Annotated in this window: 11 protein-coding genes; 8 read left to right on the top strand and 3 right to left on the bottom strand. The window is 73.4% G+C overall.

What is annotated here, in order from left to right; genetic code table 11:
• Positions 1 to 104 precede the first annotated feature (104 nt).
• Positions 105 to 2,804, bottom strand: coding sequence for an exo-rhamnogalacturonan lyase family protein (locus tag RM844_RS21305; RefSeq protein WP_394814572.1), 2,700 nt, complete (start codon positions 2,802 to 2,804; stop codon positions 105 to 107).
• A 404-nt stretch (positions 2,805 to 3,208) separates the two neighbouring features.
• Entirely contained in the window at positions 3,209 to 4,330 is a 1,122-nt protein-coding gene (locus RM844_RS21300) for a substrate-binding domain-containing protein (RefSeq protein ID WP_311668917.1), read from the bottom strand.
• Positions 4,331 to 4,504: 174 nt separating this feature from the next.
• Between RM844_RS21300 and RM844_RS21295 the strand changes: the two genes are divergently transcribed.
• From RM844_RS21295 to RM844_RS21285, 3 genes are read left to right on the top strand one after another with little or no spacing between them, the layout of a single operon-like run.
• On the top strand, positions 4,505 to 5,770 hold the full coding sequence (locus RM844_RS21295) for an ABC transporter substrate-binding protein (protein WP_311668916.1): 1,266 nt from the start codon (positions 4,505 to 4,507) through the stop codon (positions 5,768 to 5,770).
• Positions 5,771 to 5,813: 43 nt separating this feature from the next.
• Complete coding sequence (locus RM844_RS21290) at positions 5,814 to 6,728, top strand: carbohydrate ABC transporter permease (protein WP_311668915.1); 915 nt, start codon at positions 5,814 to 5,816, stop codon at positions 6,726 to 6,728.
• A complete protein-coding gene (locus tag RM844_RS21285; protein ID WP_311668914.1) occupies positions 6,725 to 7,657 on the top strand; it encodes a carbohydrate ABC transporter permease in 933 nt (310 codons plus the stop codon). The genes RM844_RS21290 and RM844_RS21285 overlap by 4 nt, the downstream gene beginning before the upstream one ends.
• Before the next feature lie 197 nt (positions 7,658 to 7,854).
• On the opposite strand, the gene RM844_RS21280 is transcribed toward RM844_RS21285, so the two are convergent.
• A complete protein-coding gene (locus RM844_RS21280; protein WP_311668913.1) occupies positions 7,855 to 8,949 on the bottom strand; it encodes a substrate-binding domain-containing protein in 1,095 nt (364 codons plus the stop codon).
• Positions 8,950 to 9,070: 121 nt separating this feature from the next.
• Between RM844_RS21280 and RM844_RS21275 the strand changes: the two genes are divergently transcribed.
• From RM844_RS21275 to RM844_RS21255, 5 genes are read left to right on the top strand one after another with little or no spacing between them, the layout of a single operon-like run.
• A complete protein-coding gene (locus RM844_RS21275) occupies positions 9,071 to 10,396 on the top strand; it encodes an ABC transporter substrate-binding protein (protein ID WP_311668912.1) in 1,326 nt (441 codons plus the stop codon).
• Positions 10,393 to 11,304, top strand: a complete 912-nt coding sequence (locus tag RM844_RS21270) for a carbohydrate ABC transporter permease (RefSeq protein ID WP_311668911.1) — start codon at positions 10,393 to 10,395, stop codon at positions 11,302 to 11,304. The genes RM844_RS21275 and RM844_RS21270 overlap by 4 nt, the downstream gene beginning before the upstream one ends.
• Positions 11,301 to 12,155, top strand: coding sequence for a carbohydrate ABC transporter permease (locus RM844_RS21265; RefSeq protein ID WP_311668910.1), 855 nt, complete (start codon positions 11,301 to 11,303; stop codon positions 12,153 to 12,155). Before RM844_RS21270 ends, RM844_RS21265 begins: the two co-directional genes overlap by 4 nt.
• A gap of 32 nt (positions 12,156 to 12,187) precedes the next feature.
• Positions 12,188 to 13,171, top strand: a complete 984-nt coding sequence (locus RM844_RS21260) for a hydroxyacid dehydrogenase (RefSeq protein WP_394814571.1) — start codon at positions 12,188 to 12,190, stop codon at positions 13,169 to 13,171.
• Positions 13,168 to 15,123, top strand: a complete 1,956-nt coding sequence (locus RM844_RS21255) for a DUF2264 domain-containing protein (protein ID WP_311668908.1) — start codon at positions 13,168 to 13,170, stop codon at positions 15,121 to 15,123. Before RM844_RS21260 ends, RM844_RS21255 begins: the two co-directional genes overlap by 4 nt.
• The last annotated feature ends 25 nt before the right edge of the window (positions 15,124 to 15,148 follow it).

Here is a 15,148-nt window from a genome sequence, read left to right as displayed (position 1 = left end):
GCACATCGTAAAGGAAGCTGCGCAGACGTGTGCACCTGGTCACCTCCCGGGCCGCCGTGGGGCCCGGCGCGGCACCGGACCTCACGGCGGACCCCGGGCGCCGCCTACGGGAGGTGCTCGCCGATCAGCGCCAGGTTCTGGATCGCGGCCAGCCCGTACTGCGCGCTGTTGTTGGTGGACGCGTTGCCGAACCAGTCGGTCGGGTTGAGGGTGCTCGCCACCCGCTCGGTCACCAGCTCGGTGTCCACCGAGTACTCCCAACTGGTGCCCGGGTGCAGGAAGCCGTCCCAGGCCCGGGCGGCCAGCTCCGGATCGTCGGTCCTGGCCGCGGCGAACGCCTGGAGCCTGGTGTGCGCCTGCTTCAGGTTGCCGTTGTTGGACAGCGCGTGGCCCAGCTCGGCCTCCGCCTCCCGCGGCGTGGCGTTGTAGAGCCGGCAGTACTGGAGCCAGGCCGCCTCGAACTCCGGCAGGTCGATCTGCTGGAGCAGCTCCGCGTTGATCTCCACAAGACCGAACACCGCGTTCAGGTGGGAGACCCGGTACTGCGGCTCCGGCTCCAGCGCGAACCGGCCGGTGTCCAGGTCGTACAGGCCGCTGTTCTGGATGAAGCCGACCGGCTGCGCGGCGATCGTCTCCATGGTGCCGAGCAGTTTGTCCCGGCACTCCTCCCAGTGCGGGCCGCGCCGCTCCCACTCGCTGAGCCAGGCGGCGGCCAGCCCGCTCCAGTCGGTGCCGAAGGAGATCCGCAGCGCGTGCGGGTCCGGCTCGTAGGGCTCGTCGCGCACCTTCCGGCCCGGGTCCAGGACCAGGAACGTCTCCTCGCTGCGGGCGAGTTCGCTGATCAGGTCGCCGGTCCGCTCGTCGGTGGTGAGGTAGTGGTAGAAGCGGCGGTAGGCGGCGGTGCTGATCCGCTGCTGCTTGGCGCTGTCGGCCCAGTGCTGCACCCCGTGCCGGGTGCCGAGCCCGGCCCACTCGCCGGCGTGGTAGACGTCCACCTCGCCGGTGTGCCGGGTCATCGCCTCGGCGAACCGGAAGATGTCCGCCCGCCCCGAGCGCAGGAACGCGTACCAGAGCCACAGGTCGGGCGACAGCTCGGAGTTGGCCCAGGCGTAGCCGCCGATGTCGTAACTCCACACCCGGCGGCTGCCGTCCTGGGAGTGCATCACGTCGCCGTAGTTCCAGAAGCCGTACCAGTGCCGCTGGTCCCGGGCGGTGACGTAGTAGTCGAAGAGGAAGTCGAGGTTGTCCTCGATCGCCGCCCGGGCCGGTGTCGAGCGGTCCACGGGGGTGAACAGGCCGCCGAACGCGCCGGTGTCCAGCAGCTGTTGGACCGGGTTGACCAGCTGCGGGGTGGCGCGCACCGCGTCCGCGAAGCCGCCCAGCGCCTCCGGGGTCGGGGTGGCCGCCAGCGCCGCGAAGGTCAGCTCGCTGGTGCGGGCGATCCCGTACGGGGTGCCGAACTCCGGCTCGTAGTCCTCGTAGGTGATCTCCAGCCCCTCCAACTGCTCCTCGTAGCTGTCCTGGCCGAGGCCGTCGTGGTAGAAGCGGGTGTCCATGGCCGGCGCGTCCGGCGACCACAGCCAGACCGTCACCTCACCGGTGTCGGTGTGCGCCCCCCGGATGTCCAGCTGGGTGGGGTGCAGCTGCCAGAAGTCCTTGAGTCCGAAGGCGAGTCCACCGCTCGGCCCGCCGAGGTAGCCGACGCCGGCCGCCCGCCGGCCCTCGTCCACCGGCACCCAGCCGTAGCCGGACCTGGTCCGCTTGCGGACCGTGAAGCCCTCGGAGCTGAGCTGGGCCAGCGAGTACTCGCCGAACCGCGGGATCAGGTGCACGCGCCCGGAGACCCGGGTGTCCCAGGTGTCGATGTCAGGGGTCCGTTCGCCGGCCACCTGGGCCAGCCGCACCGCCTCGCCCGGGTCGCGGCGCAGTCCGGTCAGCGGCTGGACGGCCTCGGTCAGCGCGCCGTGCCCCTCGCCGACCAGCCGCACGTGGCGGTTGTACGGCTCGTCGCGCAGCGGCACCGAGAAGCGCACCCCGAGGCCGGCGACGAAGTCGTCCTGGCCGTCGGAGTCGAAGACGAAGCTGTGCACCATCCGGAAGCTGTCCGAGCCGGCGTAGGCGTACACCCGCACGGTGAACGGCAGCCAGGACCGGCCCCGGCCCCGGTGCTTGCCCTCGATCCGCACCACCGCCCGCACCGGGCCCGACTGTTCGACGGTGACCGACCGCACGTCGCTGAGCAGCTCGTCCCGGCGGACGTTGCCCAGCCCGTCGTCGGGCAGCTCCCGCTGCACGATGTTGACCAGCCGGCCGTGGGTGGCGATCGGGGTGTCCCCGCGGTGTACCCGGCTGACCAGGTCGGTGCCGCTGGTCGGCAGGCGCAGGCTGATCACCCCGGTGTCGATGTCCACGTGCCCGGGCCGCTCGCGCACCACCACCGCCCGCTCCGGGGCGGCCGGCTCGCCGGCGGCCAGGGTGTAGCCGTCGGCTGCCGGCGTCCCACCGGCCAGCGCGTGCCCGCTCCACTTCAGGGTGCCGTCCGGCCAGTAGGCCAGCGGCCAGGACTGGAGCGGGACCTCGGCGCCGCCCTCGGCGGTGAGGGTGAACGACTGGTCGCCGGGGACGGCGCCCTGCGGCCAGGGCGTGCCCCACTGGGCGCCGGCGAACCAGCCGGGCCGGTCCTCCAGCCAGCGCAGCGCCACCTCGCCCGGGCCGCTGGCGGGCCTGGCGGCGGGGCTCGCGGCGGTGGCCGCGGCGGCCGTCGGGGCGGAGAGCCAGGAGTACAGCGGGGCGGCGGCGGTCATGGCCGCGGCGGTGCGCAGCAGGGAACGCCGGCTGGGGCTGGCCGAAGTCCCGCCGCGGTCAGCGGGGTTGACGGAGTCGGTCCGGTGCGAGGGGGACATGCGGGACACCTCTCGGATGGCGGGGGAGTGACGGCGGGCTTGAATCGATTCACCGGAATGCCGCCGGCGAGCGCCGGCGGCCAGCGGACGGCGGCCCGGGTCGGGGCCGCGCGCCACCGCGGGGGAGGACGGGCGGCGCACGGCCGCCGGAACGCGCCGCGGCGATGCCACGACCGGCGATGTTGCTGCAACTTGCTGCGGCTTGCTCAATCGCGGCTCATGATGACACCAGCCGCGCGTGATCGACCAGGGGCGCGACACAGGTTTCTCATCCCGGCCGGTGCCGACGCCCCCGCGCGCGCCGGTCAGTCCCGCGCCGCCCCGCAGGAGCGGCGGACCACCAGCCGGGGCTGCATCACCACGCCCCGCGGCGGTTCCTGCTCCGGCCGGTCGAGCCGGTCCAGTAGCAGCCGGGTGGCGCACTCGCCGACCCGCCCCTTGGGCGGGGCGACCGTGGTCAGCGGCACCTCGGCGACCGCGGCCAACTCGTCGTCGCAGGTGACCAGGGCCAGGTCGGCCGGCACCCGCAGGGCCCGCGCCCGCAGCCGCTGGAGCAGCATGATCGCGTCCCCCTCGGCGGCCACCACCGCCGCCGAAACCCCGCTGGCCAGGCAGGAGTCGAGGAAGGCGTCGCCGACCGCGGCGGCCGCCGGGGCCCCGGCCACCGGCCCGTCCGGCACCAGCGCCGGCGCGTCCTCGGCCAGCCCGAGCGCCCGCACCGCGGCGGCGTGCCCCTCCCTGACCTGGCCGGCGGTCAGGCCGGTCCTGGCCAGCAGCGCCACCCGCCGGTGGCCGAGTCCGGCCAGGTGGGCCACCGCGGCGTAGGCGCCCTTGCGGTGGTCGGAGACCACGAACTCGGCCGGGTCGTACGGGTCCTGGGGGCGCCGTTCGACCAGCACGAAGGGCAGCCCGGTGGCCCGCAGCCGGTCCAGCACCGCCGGGCCGGTCTCGGCCCCGTCGGCCGGCGCGACCAGCAGCCCCGAGGCGCCCAGCGCCCGCAGTTCGTCGATCTGCGCCAGGTCCCGCGGCTGCCCGTGGTCGGAGAGCGCGATCACCACCCGGGCCCGGTGCCGGGCGGCGACCGCCCGCACCCCGCTGATCACCGGTGGGTAGAACCGGGTGGCCGAGGGGACCAGCAGGCCGATGGTGCGGACCGCCGCCCGGTGGCCGCCCGGCGGCGGCCGGCGCGGCGCCACGACCGCCTGGCGGTCGGCCGGTGGGCCGCCGGGTGCCCCGCCCGGCGGCAGCACCGCGCCGCCGCGGACCCGGACGAGGGCGCCGCTGGTGGCGAGTTCCCCCAGGTCACGCCTGATGGTGCCCAACGAGACGGCGTACCGGGCGGCCAGTTCGGCGACCCGCACGGCGCCGGCGGCCCGCAGTTCGCGGAGCAGCAGCTCGCGGCGCTGTAGGGCGAGTAGATCCGCCATGGTGACGCTCCCTCCGGCTGGTGGTGAAGCATCTTAAGCCTTCGTGCATTTATGTGAATCGTTTCGTGCACTTCTATTGACTCATGTGTGCGCCTGAGCCAAGGTGCAGTTGCGCACGCCAGAGAAGGAGCCGCCGTGGGGTCTCAACGAAGAAGCCGAACGATACGAGGGTTGGTGGCCGCGGGGGTCGGGTCAGCGCTGCTGGCCTCGTGCGGCCTCGCGGGCTCCGGCGACGACGAGGTCGTCACCATCACCTTCTGGTCGTGGATCTCCGGATCACGGGAGATAGTTGACCGTTTCAACGAGACCCATGACCACATCCAGGTGGAGTTCGAACAGGTGCCGTCCGGTCTGGGCGGCGGCTACTCGAAGATGTACAACGCGGTCCGCGCCGGGAAGGCACCGGACGTCGTCACCGTCGAGTACCCCCAGGTACCCGCCTTCGTGACGCACAACGTCATCCAGCCGCTCACCGACCACAACGTCGAGGAGTTGCGCGACCAGTTCCCCGAGTGGGCCTGGAACCAGGTCGCGCTCGGCGACGACGTCTACGCCGTCCCCAAGGACATGGCCCCCCAGGTCTTCCTCTACCGGGCCGACGTCTTCGAGGAGCTGGGCCTGGAACCGCCCACCACCTGGGAGGAGTTCCGGGAGACCGCCGAGCAGGTGCGCGCCGAACGCCCCGACACCGTGCTGGCCACCCTGGGCAACAACGACGCCGCGCTCTTCGCCGGCCTCGCCTGGCAGGCCGGCGCCCAGTGGTTCGACACCTCCGACGGCCACTGGCGGGTGGACGCCACCGACGACTCCAGCACCGCCGTGTCCCGCTACTGGGACGAGGTGATCGCCGACGAACTGGTCAACATCGAGCCGGTGTTCGCCGAGAAGCACATCGCGGACCTGCAACAGGACCGCTCGCTCGGGATGGTCGCCGCGCCCTGGATGCTGGGCAACCTCTCCCGCTTCGTGCCGGAACTCGCCGGCCAGTGGGGCGCGGTCCAGCTGCCCGCCTGGGACGGGACCGCCGCCGGCAACTACGGCGGCTCCACGCTCGCCCTCCCCGAGGGGGCCAGCCACCCGGAGGAGGCGATGGAGTTCGCCCGCTGGGTCGCCACCGACCCGGAGGCGGTGGCCGCCGCCGCCCCGGTGAGCAGCGCGATGCCGGTCAGCCACGAGCTGTTCGACTCCTGGGAGACGGAGTTGGAGGCGGCCAACCCCTACGTCCAGGGCATGGGCCTGCCGGAGGTCGCCCGGGCCGCCTCGGAGAGCATCCCGCCCGACTGGGAGTGGGGGCCCGACATGACCGAGGGATTCGCCCGCCTCATGGACGAGTTGACCGCCTCCATCGGACAACCCGACGGTATCCAGTCCGCGTTGCGCCGCTGGCAGCAGGCGACCGTGGACCAACTGCGGCTGCGCGGCTTCGACGTCCGCACCTGACCCGCCCCCCTCAACTCCCTCGTCGCCTGCCTCAGGGAACGCCATGGCCTCCATCACCTCACCACCGAACCGCCGGACCAGACAGCGCCGCAACGGGGTGCTGCTCCTGCTCGGCCCGTTCGGCCTGCTCTTCCTCCTCACCTACATCGTCCCGCTGTGCTACGCGGTCGGCCTCAGCTTCTTCCGGGAGCGCTTCGAGGGCATCGGCTGGGACGGCCCGAAGCTCGTCTTCGCCTGGTTCGACAACTACTCCCGGGCGTTGACCGACGCCGAGTTCCTCGCCGGCGTCGGCCGGGTGCTGCTCTACGGGCTGATCTACGTACCGCTGCTCATCCTGCTCGCCATCTCCCTGGCGCTGCTGCTGGACTCGGCCCTGACCTGGGGCCGGCGGTTCTTCCACACGCTGCTGTTCCTGCCGCACATCGTGCCGGGGCTGGTGGCCTCGATCATCTGGCTCTACCTCTACACCCCGGGCCTGAGCCCGCTGATCGACGGCTTCTCCTCGCTCGGCTGGGAGATCGACTTCCTGGGCGACGGCGTGATGTTCTCGCTGGTCAACATCGCCGTCTGGGGGGCGCTCGGCTTCAACGTGGTGCTGATCTTCGTCGGCCTGCAGGCGGTGCCGCGCAGCACCGTGGACGCCGCCCGCATCGACGGGGCCGGTGAGCTGCGCATCGCCTTCCATGTCAAGCTCCCGCAGGTGCTGCCGACCGTGCTGGTGGCGACGCTGTTCACCATCATCGGCTCGCTCCAGCTCTACACCGAGCCGATGATCCTGCGCACCTCGGGCGACAGCCCCATCAGCAACGCCTGGACCCCGAACATGCTCGCCTACACCTCGGCGTTCAACAGCAACGACTACCACTACGCGGCGACCGTCTCCGTGCTGATCGCCCTGCTGGCCGGCATCCTCTCCTTCGCCGTCACCAGATTCGCCAACCGGAGGGCACTGCGATGACCGACGTCCTGGAAACCGAGCGCCCGGGCGTCCGTTCCGGACCGAAAGGGGCCGCCGGCGCGCGGCGGGGCGGCGCGACGGGCGGCGGGAAGCCGTGGTGGCTGCGCCGCTCGGTGGCCACCTCGCTGGTCGCCATCGCCGGGCTCTACACCCTGCTGCCGCTGGTCTGGCTGGTGTTCGCGGTCACCAAGACGCTGCCCGAGCTGTACAGCGGCAACGGCTTCGCGCCCTCGGCCGGCTTCCACGTGGTGGAGAACGTGCGGGACCTGTTCGCCGCCGACGGCGGGCGGTTCGGCCGCTGGCTGCTCAACACAGCGGTGTACGCGGTGGGCGGCGCGTTCTGCGCCACCATGCTGTCGGTGGCCGCCGGCTACGCCTTCGACAAGTTCCCCTTCCGCGGCAAGGAGAAGTGGTACGGCCTGGTCATCGTCGGGGTGCTCATCCCCAACACGGCGATCGTCATCCCGCTGTACCTGATGATGTCCAACCTCCAGCTGACGGACACCATGTGGTCGGTGTTCATCCCGCTGATCGTCAACCCCTTCGGGGTCTACCTGGCCCGCGCCTACTCCTCCGGCGCCATCCCCAACGAGCTGCTGGAGGCGGCCCGGGTGGACGGGGCCGGCGAGGTCCGCACCTTCTTCTCGGTCGGCCTGCGGATCATGCTGCCCGGCGCGGTGACCATCTTCCTGATCCAGTTCGTCGGCATCTGGAACAACTTCTTCCTGCCCATGGTGATGCTCACCGACAACGACCTCTTCACCGTCGCCCAGGGCCTGTTCACCTGGAACTCGGCGGTCAGCCAGAACCCGGACTACACCCGGCTGATCGTGGTCGGCTCGGCGGTCACCACCGTGCCGCTGCTGCTGCTCTTCATCCCGCTCCAGCGCTGGTGGCGCGCCGGGCTCGCGGAGGGCGGCGTCAAGTAGCAGGCCCACACGTCGAGTTACCAGAACCGAGCCGGCCGTCGCCCCCCGAACGCGACGGCCGGTGCCGGCCCGGCCGGGCGGGACCAACGGCCGTGCACCGCCGCGTACTCGGCCTGTGGCGCGGCGTCCACCCGGTCCCCGCCCTCGGTGCGCCAGGCAGCGTCCCCGTCGCCGTCCCCGCCCCCGGCCCGCCGTCGTCAGCGAGCCGGTTGGCCGCCGCAGGACTCGCGTACCTCCAGGGTCGGCCACAGCTGGACCCGGTGGACCGGGCGCAGCTCCGGCTCGGCGGCCCGGGCCAGGGCGAGTTCGGCGGCGATCTGGCCCAGGCGGTGCTTCTGCGGTCGGACGGCGGTCAGCGGCGGGTCCGAGGTGGCGGCGACCTCGTCGTCGTAGGAGACCACCGCCAACTCGCCGGGCACCGCGATGCCCAGGTCGCGGGCCCGTTCCACCATGCCGATCGCCTCCCGGTCGGAGTGCACCAGCAGCGCCGTCAGCCCCGACTCCCGGCAGTGGCACAGCACCTCGTCGTAGGCGGCGGCCCAGCCGGCGGTGCCGTAGACCGGCACCTCGAAGAGTCGCTCGTCGGGGTGCGGCAGGTCGAGTTCGGCCATCGTCTCCCGCCAGCCGCGGCGCAGCTCCCGGCTGGTGGGGGACTGCCGGGAGAGCACCAGCGCGATCCCGTGGTGGCCGAGCGAGACCAGGTGACGGGTGCCGAGCCCGGCGCCCAGGGCGTGCGCGGTGGTCGCCGCGTCCAGCGCCAACGTGGGCAGCTCGGGCGGCGGTTGCCGCTCCACCAGGACCACCGGGACGGGCAGCCCGACCAGCCAGCGCAGCAGGTCCCGGCCGTACGCGCCGGTCACCACGGGGGCCACCAGCAGGGTGCGCGCGCCGCGTTCCAGCAGCGCGGTGATCTGCCGCCGGTCCTCGCCCGGCTCGTAGCTGGAGACCCGCATCACCAGCCGGCCCTCGGCGGCGTTCACCGCGGTCTGCGCGCCCTGGATCACCTGCGGCCAGTAGTACTCGACCGAGGGCACCACCATGCCGAGCAGCACCCCGGAGGCCGACCGGCCGAAGGCGGTGCTGAGTTGTTCCGGCTCCCGGGTGTTGCGGTACGGCAGGGTGACGCCGCCGTGCACCCGGCGCAGCAGGCCGCGGTCGGCGAGCGCGGTCACGTCCCGGCGCACGGTCACGGCGGACACGTCCAGCCGTCGGACGAGTTCGCTCAGCCGCACCGTGCCCTGGTGGTGCACGGCGGCGAGGATGCGTTCCTGGCGCTCGGAGGGCAGGGTCATCGGGTCCCTCGCTTTTCGCTTGTGATCGATTGTGATCGCTTGGCGGATGCTGATTGACCGCGCACTATCCCACACGTTGAGCTGGCCCAGGACAACCGTTCGACGTGGAAAGGGAGATCCCATGGCGCTGAAGACCGGCTGCTCGCGGCGCGCGCTGTTGCGCGCGTCCGCCGGGGCCGCCGCGTTCGCCGCCGGAGGCGCCGGGCTCGCCGGTTGTGCGTCCGGCACGACCGCATCGGGCGCGACCCGGGTGACCCTGTGGTCGTGGATGACCGGCATGGACGCCTATGTCGCGGCGTTCAACGCGGCCCAGGACGAGGTCCACGTCGAGCTGAGCGTGATCGCCGCCGGGCTCTCCGGCGGCTACGCGCAGCAGACCAACGCCATCAAGGCGCACAACGCCCCCGACATCCTGCACGTCGAGTACCAGGGGCTGATCCAGCTGCTGGCCACCGGCGGGCTGCGGGACCTCACCGACGACCTCGCCGACCTGGCCGACGGCTACTCGACCGCCGCCTGGCGCGGGGTCCGCCCCAACGGCCGGACCTGGGCGGTGCCGATGGACATGGCGCCGATGGCCCTCTACTACCGGAAGGACCTCTTCGACGAGCACGGCCTGGCCGTCCCGCGCGACTGGGCCGGGTTCGCCGACACGGCGGCGGCGGTGCGGGAGGCCGACCCGGGTGCCCGGCTGACCACCTTCCCGCTCAACGACGGCTCGTTCTTCGCCGGCATGTCCTGGGGCGCCGGCGACCCGTGGTGGCGGATCGACGGCGACACCTGGGTGGTGGACGTGGCCGGCGCCGGCACCCTGCGTACCGCCGAGTACTGGCAGGAGCTGATCGCCGACGACCTGGTGGCCAGCGGCGGCACCGGCACCCAGGAGTGGATATCCGGCATCCACGGCGGCCGGCTGTGGAGCTACCTGGGCGCCTCCTGGGGCGTCGGCACGCTGAAGAAGTCCATCCCCGACGACACCGGCCGCTGGGCGGTGGCCACCATGCCGAGCTGGGACGCGGGCCGGCCGGCCAACGGCATGCAGGGCGGCACCGCGTTCGGCGTCTCCACCGACAGCCCGGTCCCCGAGGCCGCCGTGACCTTCCTGCGCTGGCTCTCCACCGACCCCGAAGTCCCGCGCATCGGGGCCACGTTCACCTCACCGTTCCCCGCCTACCTGCCCAACCGGGATGTCGCCAGGGAGGTCGTGGCCGACGACTACTTCGTCGGCGACCCGGTCTACGACGTGCTGGACGAGGCGGACACCCGGGTCCCCGAGTGGACCTGGGGGCCCAACGCGCTCGGCCTGTTCTCCTCGGTCGCCGACGCGCTGGGGCAGGTCTCCTCCGGTGGTACCACCATCCCGGCCGCGATGCGGGGCGTGCAGCGCACCGCCGTGGCCACCATGCGCGACCGCGGCCTGTCCGTGCGGGAGGGGAGCCCGGCATGACCCTCGCCACCCCCGAGCGGACCGGCTCGGCCGCCCGCCCAGGCCGCCGCAGGCGCCGGCTGGCGCCCTGGCTGCTGGCCGGCCCGTTCGCGCTGCTGCTGCTCACCACCGTGCTGATACCGGTCGGCTATGCCCTGTATCTGAGCCTGTTCACCGAGCGGTTGACCGGGCTCGGCTTCGACGGACCGCGCGACGTCTTCGTCTGGCTGGCCAACTACGGCGACGTGCTGGGCGATCCGGCGTTCCGGGAGAGCGTCGGCAACGTCGCCGTCTACGCGCTGGTCCACGTCCCGCTGATGCTGGGTGCCGCGCTCGCGCTGGCCCTGGTGCTTGACGGGGCCACCGTCCGGCTGCGCCAGGTCTGGTCGCTGGCGGTCTTCCTGCCCTACGCGGTGCCCGGCGTGATCGCCGGCCTGATCTGGGCCTACCTCTACAGCCCGAGCATCGGCCCGCTGGACGCCGTGCTGCCCTGGGACCCGCTGGGCGGCGACGGGGTGCTGCCCTCGATCGTCAACATGGCCACCTGGCAGTGGCTCGGCTACAACATGATCATTTTCTATACCGCGTTGCGCACCGTGCCCCGCGACGTCCTGGAGGCCGCCACCGTGGATGGTGCCGGGCCGATCCGCACCGCGCTGGCCATCAAGGTGCCCATCATCCGGCCCACCATGTTCGTCGCGCTGGTCTTCACCGTCATCGGTTCGCTCCAGCTCTTCACCGAGCCCCTGGTGCTGCGCTCGTTCACCTCGTCGGTGACCAGCACCTGGACGCCCAGTCTCTATGTCTACGAGGCCGCGTTCATCAGCAACGACTACGGCCGGGCCGCCGCCGCCTCGCTGCTGCTGGCCCTCGCCTCGGCCCTGCTCTCCGCGCTGGTGATGCGCCTTTCCACCCGGAGGTCCCGATGAACTCCCGCCCCAGGGCCTCGCGTTGGACCTCCAAAGGGGCGGTGCACGCGCTGCTGCTGATCGCCGCGCTCTACAGCGTCCTGCCACTGGTCTGGCTGCTCACCTCCGCCACCAAGAACGTCGGGGACTTCTCCACCACCGGCGCCTTCGAGCTGGGCGACTGGAACCTGCTGGGCAACCTGCGGGACCTGTTCGCCGAGGAGGACGGCGTCTTCCTGTACTGGGTGCGCAACTCGCTGCTCTACGCCGGCCTCGGCGCCCTGCTCGGCGCGCTGATCTGCGCGGCCTGCGGCTACGCCATCGCCAAGCTGGACTTCCCCGGGCGCCGCGCGCTGTTCGCCGTCACGCTGGCCGGCGTGCTGGTGCCCACCACCGCACTGGCCCTCCCGCTGTACCTCCTGGCCACCGAACTGCGCGTGGTGGACACCTTCTGGGCCGTCTTCATCCCGCTGCTCACCAACCCCTTCGGCGTCTACCTGGTTCGCGCCTACGCCGAGGCCGCGGTGCCCGACGAGGTGCTGGAGGCGGCCCGCATGGACGGCGCGGGCGAGCTGCGGACCTTCTTCACCATCGCGCTGCCGATGATGCGGCCCGGCGTGGTCACCGTGCTGCTCTTCCAGTTCGTCGGCATCTGGAACAACTTCTTCCTGCCCCTGGTCATGCTCACCGACCCCAAGCTCTTCCCGATGACCCTCGGCCTCTTCCAGTGGAGTTCCCGCGTGACGCAGTTCCCCCAGTACAACCCCCTGGTCATCACCGGCTCGTTGCTCGCCGTGGTGCCCCTGGTCGTCGCCTTCGTCGTGCTCCAGCGGCAGTGGCGCTCCGGCCTGGCCAGCGGGAGCGTCAAGTGACCCAGCCACCCGCCCCCGAGACCCTGCTGGTCATGGGGCAGCCCACCTTCGCCACCCAGTTCGGTCCGGCCGAACTCGGCCGCCTCCGTCAACTCGCCACCCTCGGCGAGCCGTTGGTCACCGAGGAGCTGACCTCGCCGGCCAGCCTGGCCCGGCTGGCCCGGGCCGAGGTGCTGATCACCTCCTGGGGCTGTCCCCCGCTGACCGGCGAGGTGCTGGCCGCCGCCCCCCGGCTGCGCGCCGTGCTGCACGCCGCCGGCTCGGTCCGCCCACACGTCGGGCCGGCCGTCTTCGACCGCGACGTGCTGGTCACCACCGCCGCGGAGGCCAACGCCGAACCCGTCTCGCACTACACGCTGGCCGCCGTCCTGTGGGCCTTCAAGAAGGTGCCCTTCCTGGCCAACGACGCCCGCGCGCACCGCGCCGACTGGTCCTACCGCGAGCGGCGCGGCGAACTGTCCGGCGTGGACCGCACCGTGGTGCTGGTCGGCTACTCCCGGATCGGCGCCCGGGTCTGCGCCCTGCTCACCGAGCTGGGGCTGGCCCGCGTCCTGGTCGTCGACCCGATCGCCGACCCCGCCGAGATCGCCGCCGCCGGCGCCCAGCCGGCCACCCTCGCCGAGGCACTGCCCCAGGCGCACGTGCTCAGCCTGCACGCCCCCGAACTCCCCGCCACCCGGCACCTGATCGGGGCGGCCGAGCTGGCCGCGCTGCCCGCGCACGCCACCGTGATCAACACCGCCAGGGGCAGCCTGCTGGACACCGACGCGCTCGCCCACGCCTGCGCCGACGGCCGGCTCCAGGCCATCCTCGACGTCACCGACCCCGAGCCGCTGCCCGCCGACTCACCGCTCTACGACCTGCCCAACGTGCTGGTCACCCCGCACATCGCCGGCTCGCTCGACACCGAGACCCGCCGGATGGCGCAGGCCGCGCTCGACGAGCTGGAACGCTACCGGGCCGGCCGGCCGCCGATCGACCCGGTCAGCCGCGGCGACCTGGCGGTGCGCGCGTGAACCCACCCGAGGACCGCGCCCGTTCCCCGCACACCGGCTGGACCAGGGCGCACTGGACCGCCGTCGCCGACCGGATGCTGGCCGCCACCGACCGGTACCGCTCCCCACTCGGCGCCAGGATCGACCTGCCGGGGCCCCACAGCGCCTACGGGCCGGCCTCCGACGGCCTGGAGGGCTACGCCCGCACCCTGCTGCTGGCCGGCTTCCGGCTGGCCGGCGAGCGCGGCGCCGACCCCACCGGGCTGGCCGAGCGGTACGCCGCCGGGCTGGCCGCCGGCACCGACCCGCACTCGCCCGAAGCCTGGCCGCGGCCCGACGAGTTGGGGCAGGCCAAGGTCGAGGCCGCGTCCATCGCGCTGATCCTGCAACTCACCCGGCCCTGGCTGTGGGACCGGCTGGACGACGGGGTGCGGGAACGCACCGTGGCCTGGCTGGCCACCGTCGTCGGCCAGCCCTACCCGCCGATCAACTGGGTCTGGTTCCGCGTCGTGGTGGAGTCCTTCCTCCGCGAGGTCGGCGGCCCCTGGTCGGCGACCGACATCGAGGAGGACCTCGCCGTCCACGCCAGCCTCCGCCGGGCCGGCGGCTGGCTCAGCGACGGCGCCGAACAGCGCGCCTACGACCACTACACCGGCTGGGCGCTGCACCTCTACCCGCTGCTGTGGACCCGGGCGTTCGACGTCACCGGCACGCTCTGCCCGCCGGAGCTGCGCCGCGTCTGGGAGGCCGACCTCACCGCCTACCTGCGGGACGCCGTCCACCTGCTGGGCGCCGACGGCTCCCCGCTGCTCCAGGGGCGCAGCCTGGTCTACCGGTTCGCCGCCGCCGCCCCGCTGTGGACCGCCGCCTACGCCGGAGTCGGCGACCTGCCGCCCGGCCAGCTACGCCGCGCCGCCAGCGGCATCCTCAAGCACTTCCACGACCGGGGCGCGCCGGACCCGGCCGACGGGCTGCTCAGCCTCGGCTGGCACCACCCGTGGCCGGCGATGAAGCAGTCCTACTCGGGGCCGGGCTCGCCCTACTGGGCCGCCAAGGGCATGCTCGGCCTCGCCCTGCCGGCCGACCACCCGGTGTGGACCGACGTCGAGGAGCGACTCCCGGTGGAGCGCGGCGACTTCGACCGGCTGGTCGAGGCGCCCGGCTGGTTGGTCAGCGGCCGGCGGGAAACCGGCGTGATCACCGTCGTCAACCACGGAACCGACCACGCGCGGGCCGGCGACGTCCTCACCGACGCCCCGCTCTACGCCCGCCTGGGCTACGCGACCGCCACCGTCCCGCCGCTGGTCGGCGACACGGTGGACGCCCCGGTGGACAACGCGGTGGTGCTGCTGGACTCCGCCGGTCGCGCCAGCCACCGCACCGGTTTCACCACCCGGCACACCGGCCGGGCCCCCGGCGGCGTGCTGCTGGCCGTCTCCGGCGGGCCGGCGCACTGGCTCGACCCGGCGTCCGAGGCCGGCCCGGACCACGGCTCGGGCCGCGCCGGCGCGGCCACCGTGGCCGGCCGGCTCACGGTCGCCTCGGTGCTGCGGGACGGCCGGGAGCTGCGGCTGGTGCGGGTGGCCGACGCGGCGCCCGGCGCCCGGGTCCGGCTCGGCGGCTGGCCGCTGACGGCGGCCGAGCCGCCGGCGCCGGCCCCCGCGCCGGCCGGGCTGGTGGCCGCCGCGCGGGACGGCCGGCTGCGCTCGGCGGTGCGGGCGCTGCGCGGCTTCGCCGAGGCCGGCGTGTGGCGGGCGGACGACGTCACACCGTTGGGCCCGCACACCGCGGTGCCCTGGGTGGCCACCGCGGACGGCCCGCCGGCCGACGGCCTGCTGGCCGCCCTGGTCACGCTGGACGCGGCCGACGGCGGGGCGGACCCGGCGCCCGCGGAGCCGCCGCGGGTCGAGGTGGCGGGGGAGCGGGTCACCGTTCACTGGCCGGACGGCCTGACCACCGAGGTCCCCGTCTGACCCGGCGCCGGGCGGGCGCCGGCCA

This window comes from Streptomyces chisholmiae, assembly GCF_031845445.1.
Classification (GTDB): Bacteria; Actinomycetota; Actinomycetes; order Streptomycetales; family Streptomycetaceae; genus Streptomyces; species Streptomyces chisholmiae.
This window is presented reverse-complemented; position numbering and strand designations above follow the sequence as displayed.

Bases quoted from the DNA above. Each gene is read 5' to 3' on its own strand.
- RM844_RS21290 (WP_311668915.1), top strand. From the start codon at position 5,814: ATGGCCTCCATCACCTCACCACCGAACCGCCGGACCAGACAGCGCCGC.
- RM844_RS21305 (WP_394814572.1), bottom strand. From the start codon at position 2,804: ATGACCGCCGCCGCCCCGCTGTACTCCTGGCTCTCCGCCCCGACGGCC.
- RM844_RS21275 (WP_311668912.1), top strand. From the start codon at position 9,071: ATGGCGCTGAAGACCGGCTGCTCGCGGCGCGCGCTGTTGCGCGCGTCC.
- RM844_RS21285 (WP_311668914.1), top strand. From the start codon at position 6,725: ATGACCGACGTCCTGGAAACCGAGCGCCCGGGCGTCCGTTCCGGACCG.
- RM844_RS21280 (WP_311668913.1), bottom strand. From the start codon at position 8,949: ATGACCCTGCCCTCCGAGCGCCAGGAACGCATCCTCGCCGCCGTGCAC.
- RM844_RS21300 (WP_311668917.1), bottom strand. From the start codon at position 4,330: ATGGCGGATCTACTCGCCCTACAGCGCCGCGAGCTGCTGCTCCGCGAA.
- RM844_RS21265 (WP_311668910.1), top strand. From the start codon at position 11,301: ATGAACTCCCGCCCCAGGGCCTCGCGTTGGACCTCCAAAGGGGCGGTG.
- RM844_RS21260 (WP_394814571.1), top strand. From the start codon at position 12,188: ATGGGGCAGCCCACCTTCGCCACCCAGTTCGGTCCGGCCGAACTCGGC.
- RM844_RS21270 (WP_311668911.1), top strand. From the start codon at position 10,393: ATGACCCTCGCCACCCCCGAGCGGACCGGCTCGGCCGCCCGCCCAGGC.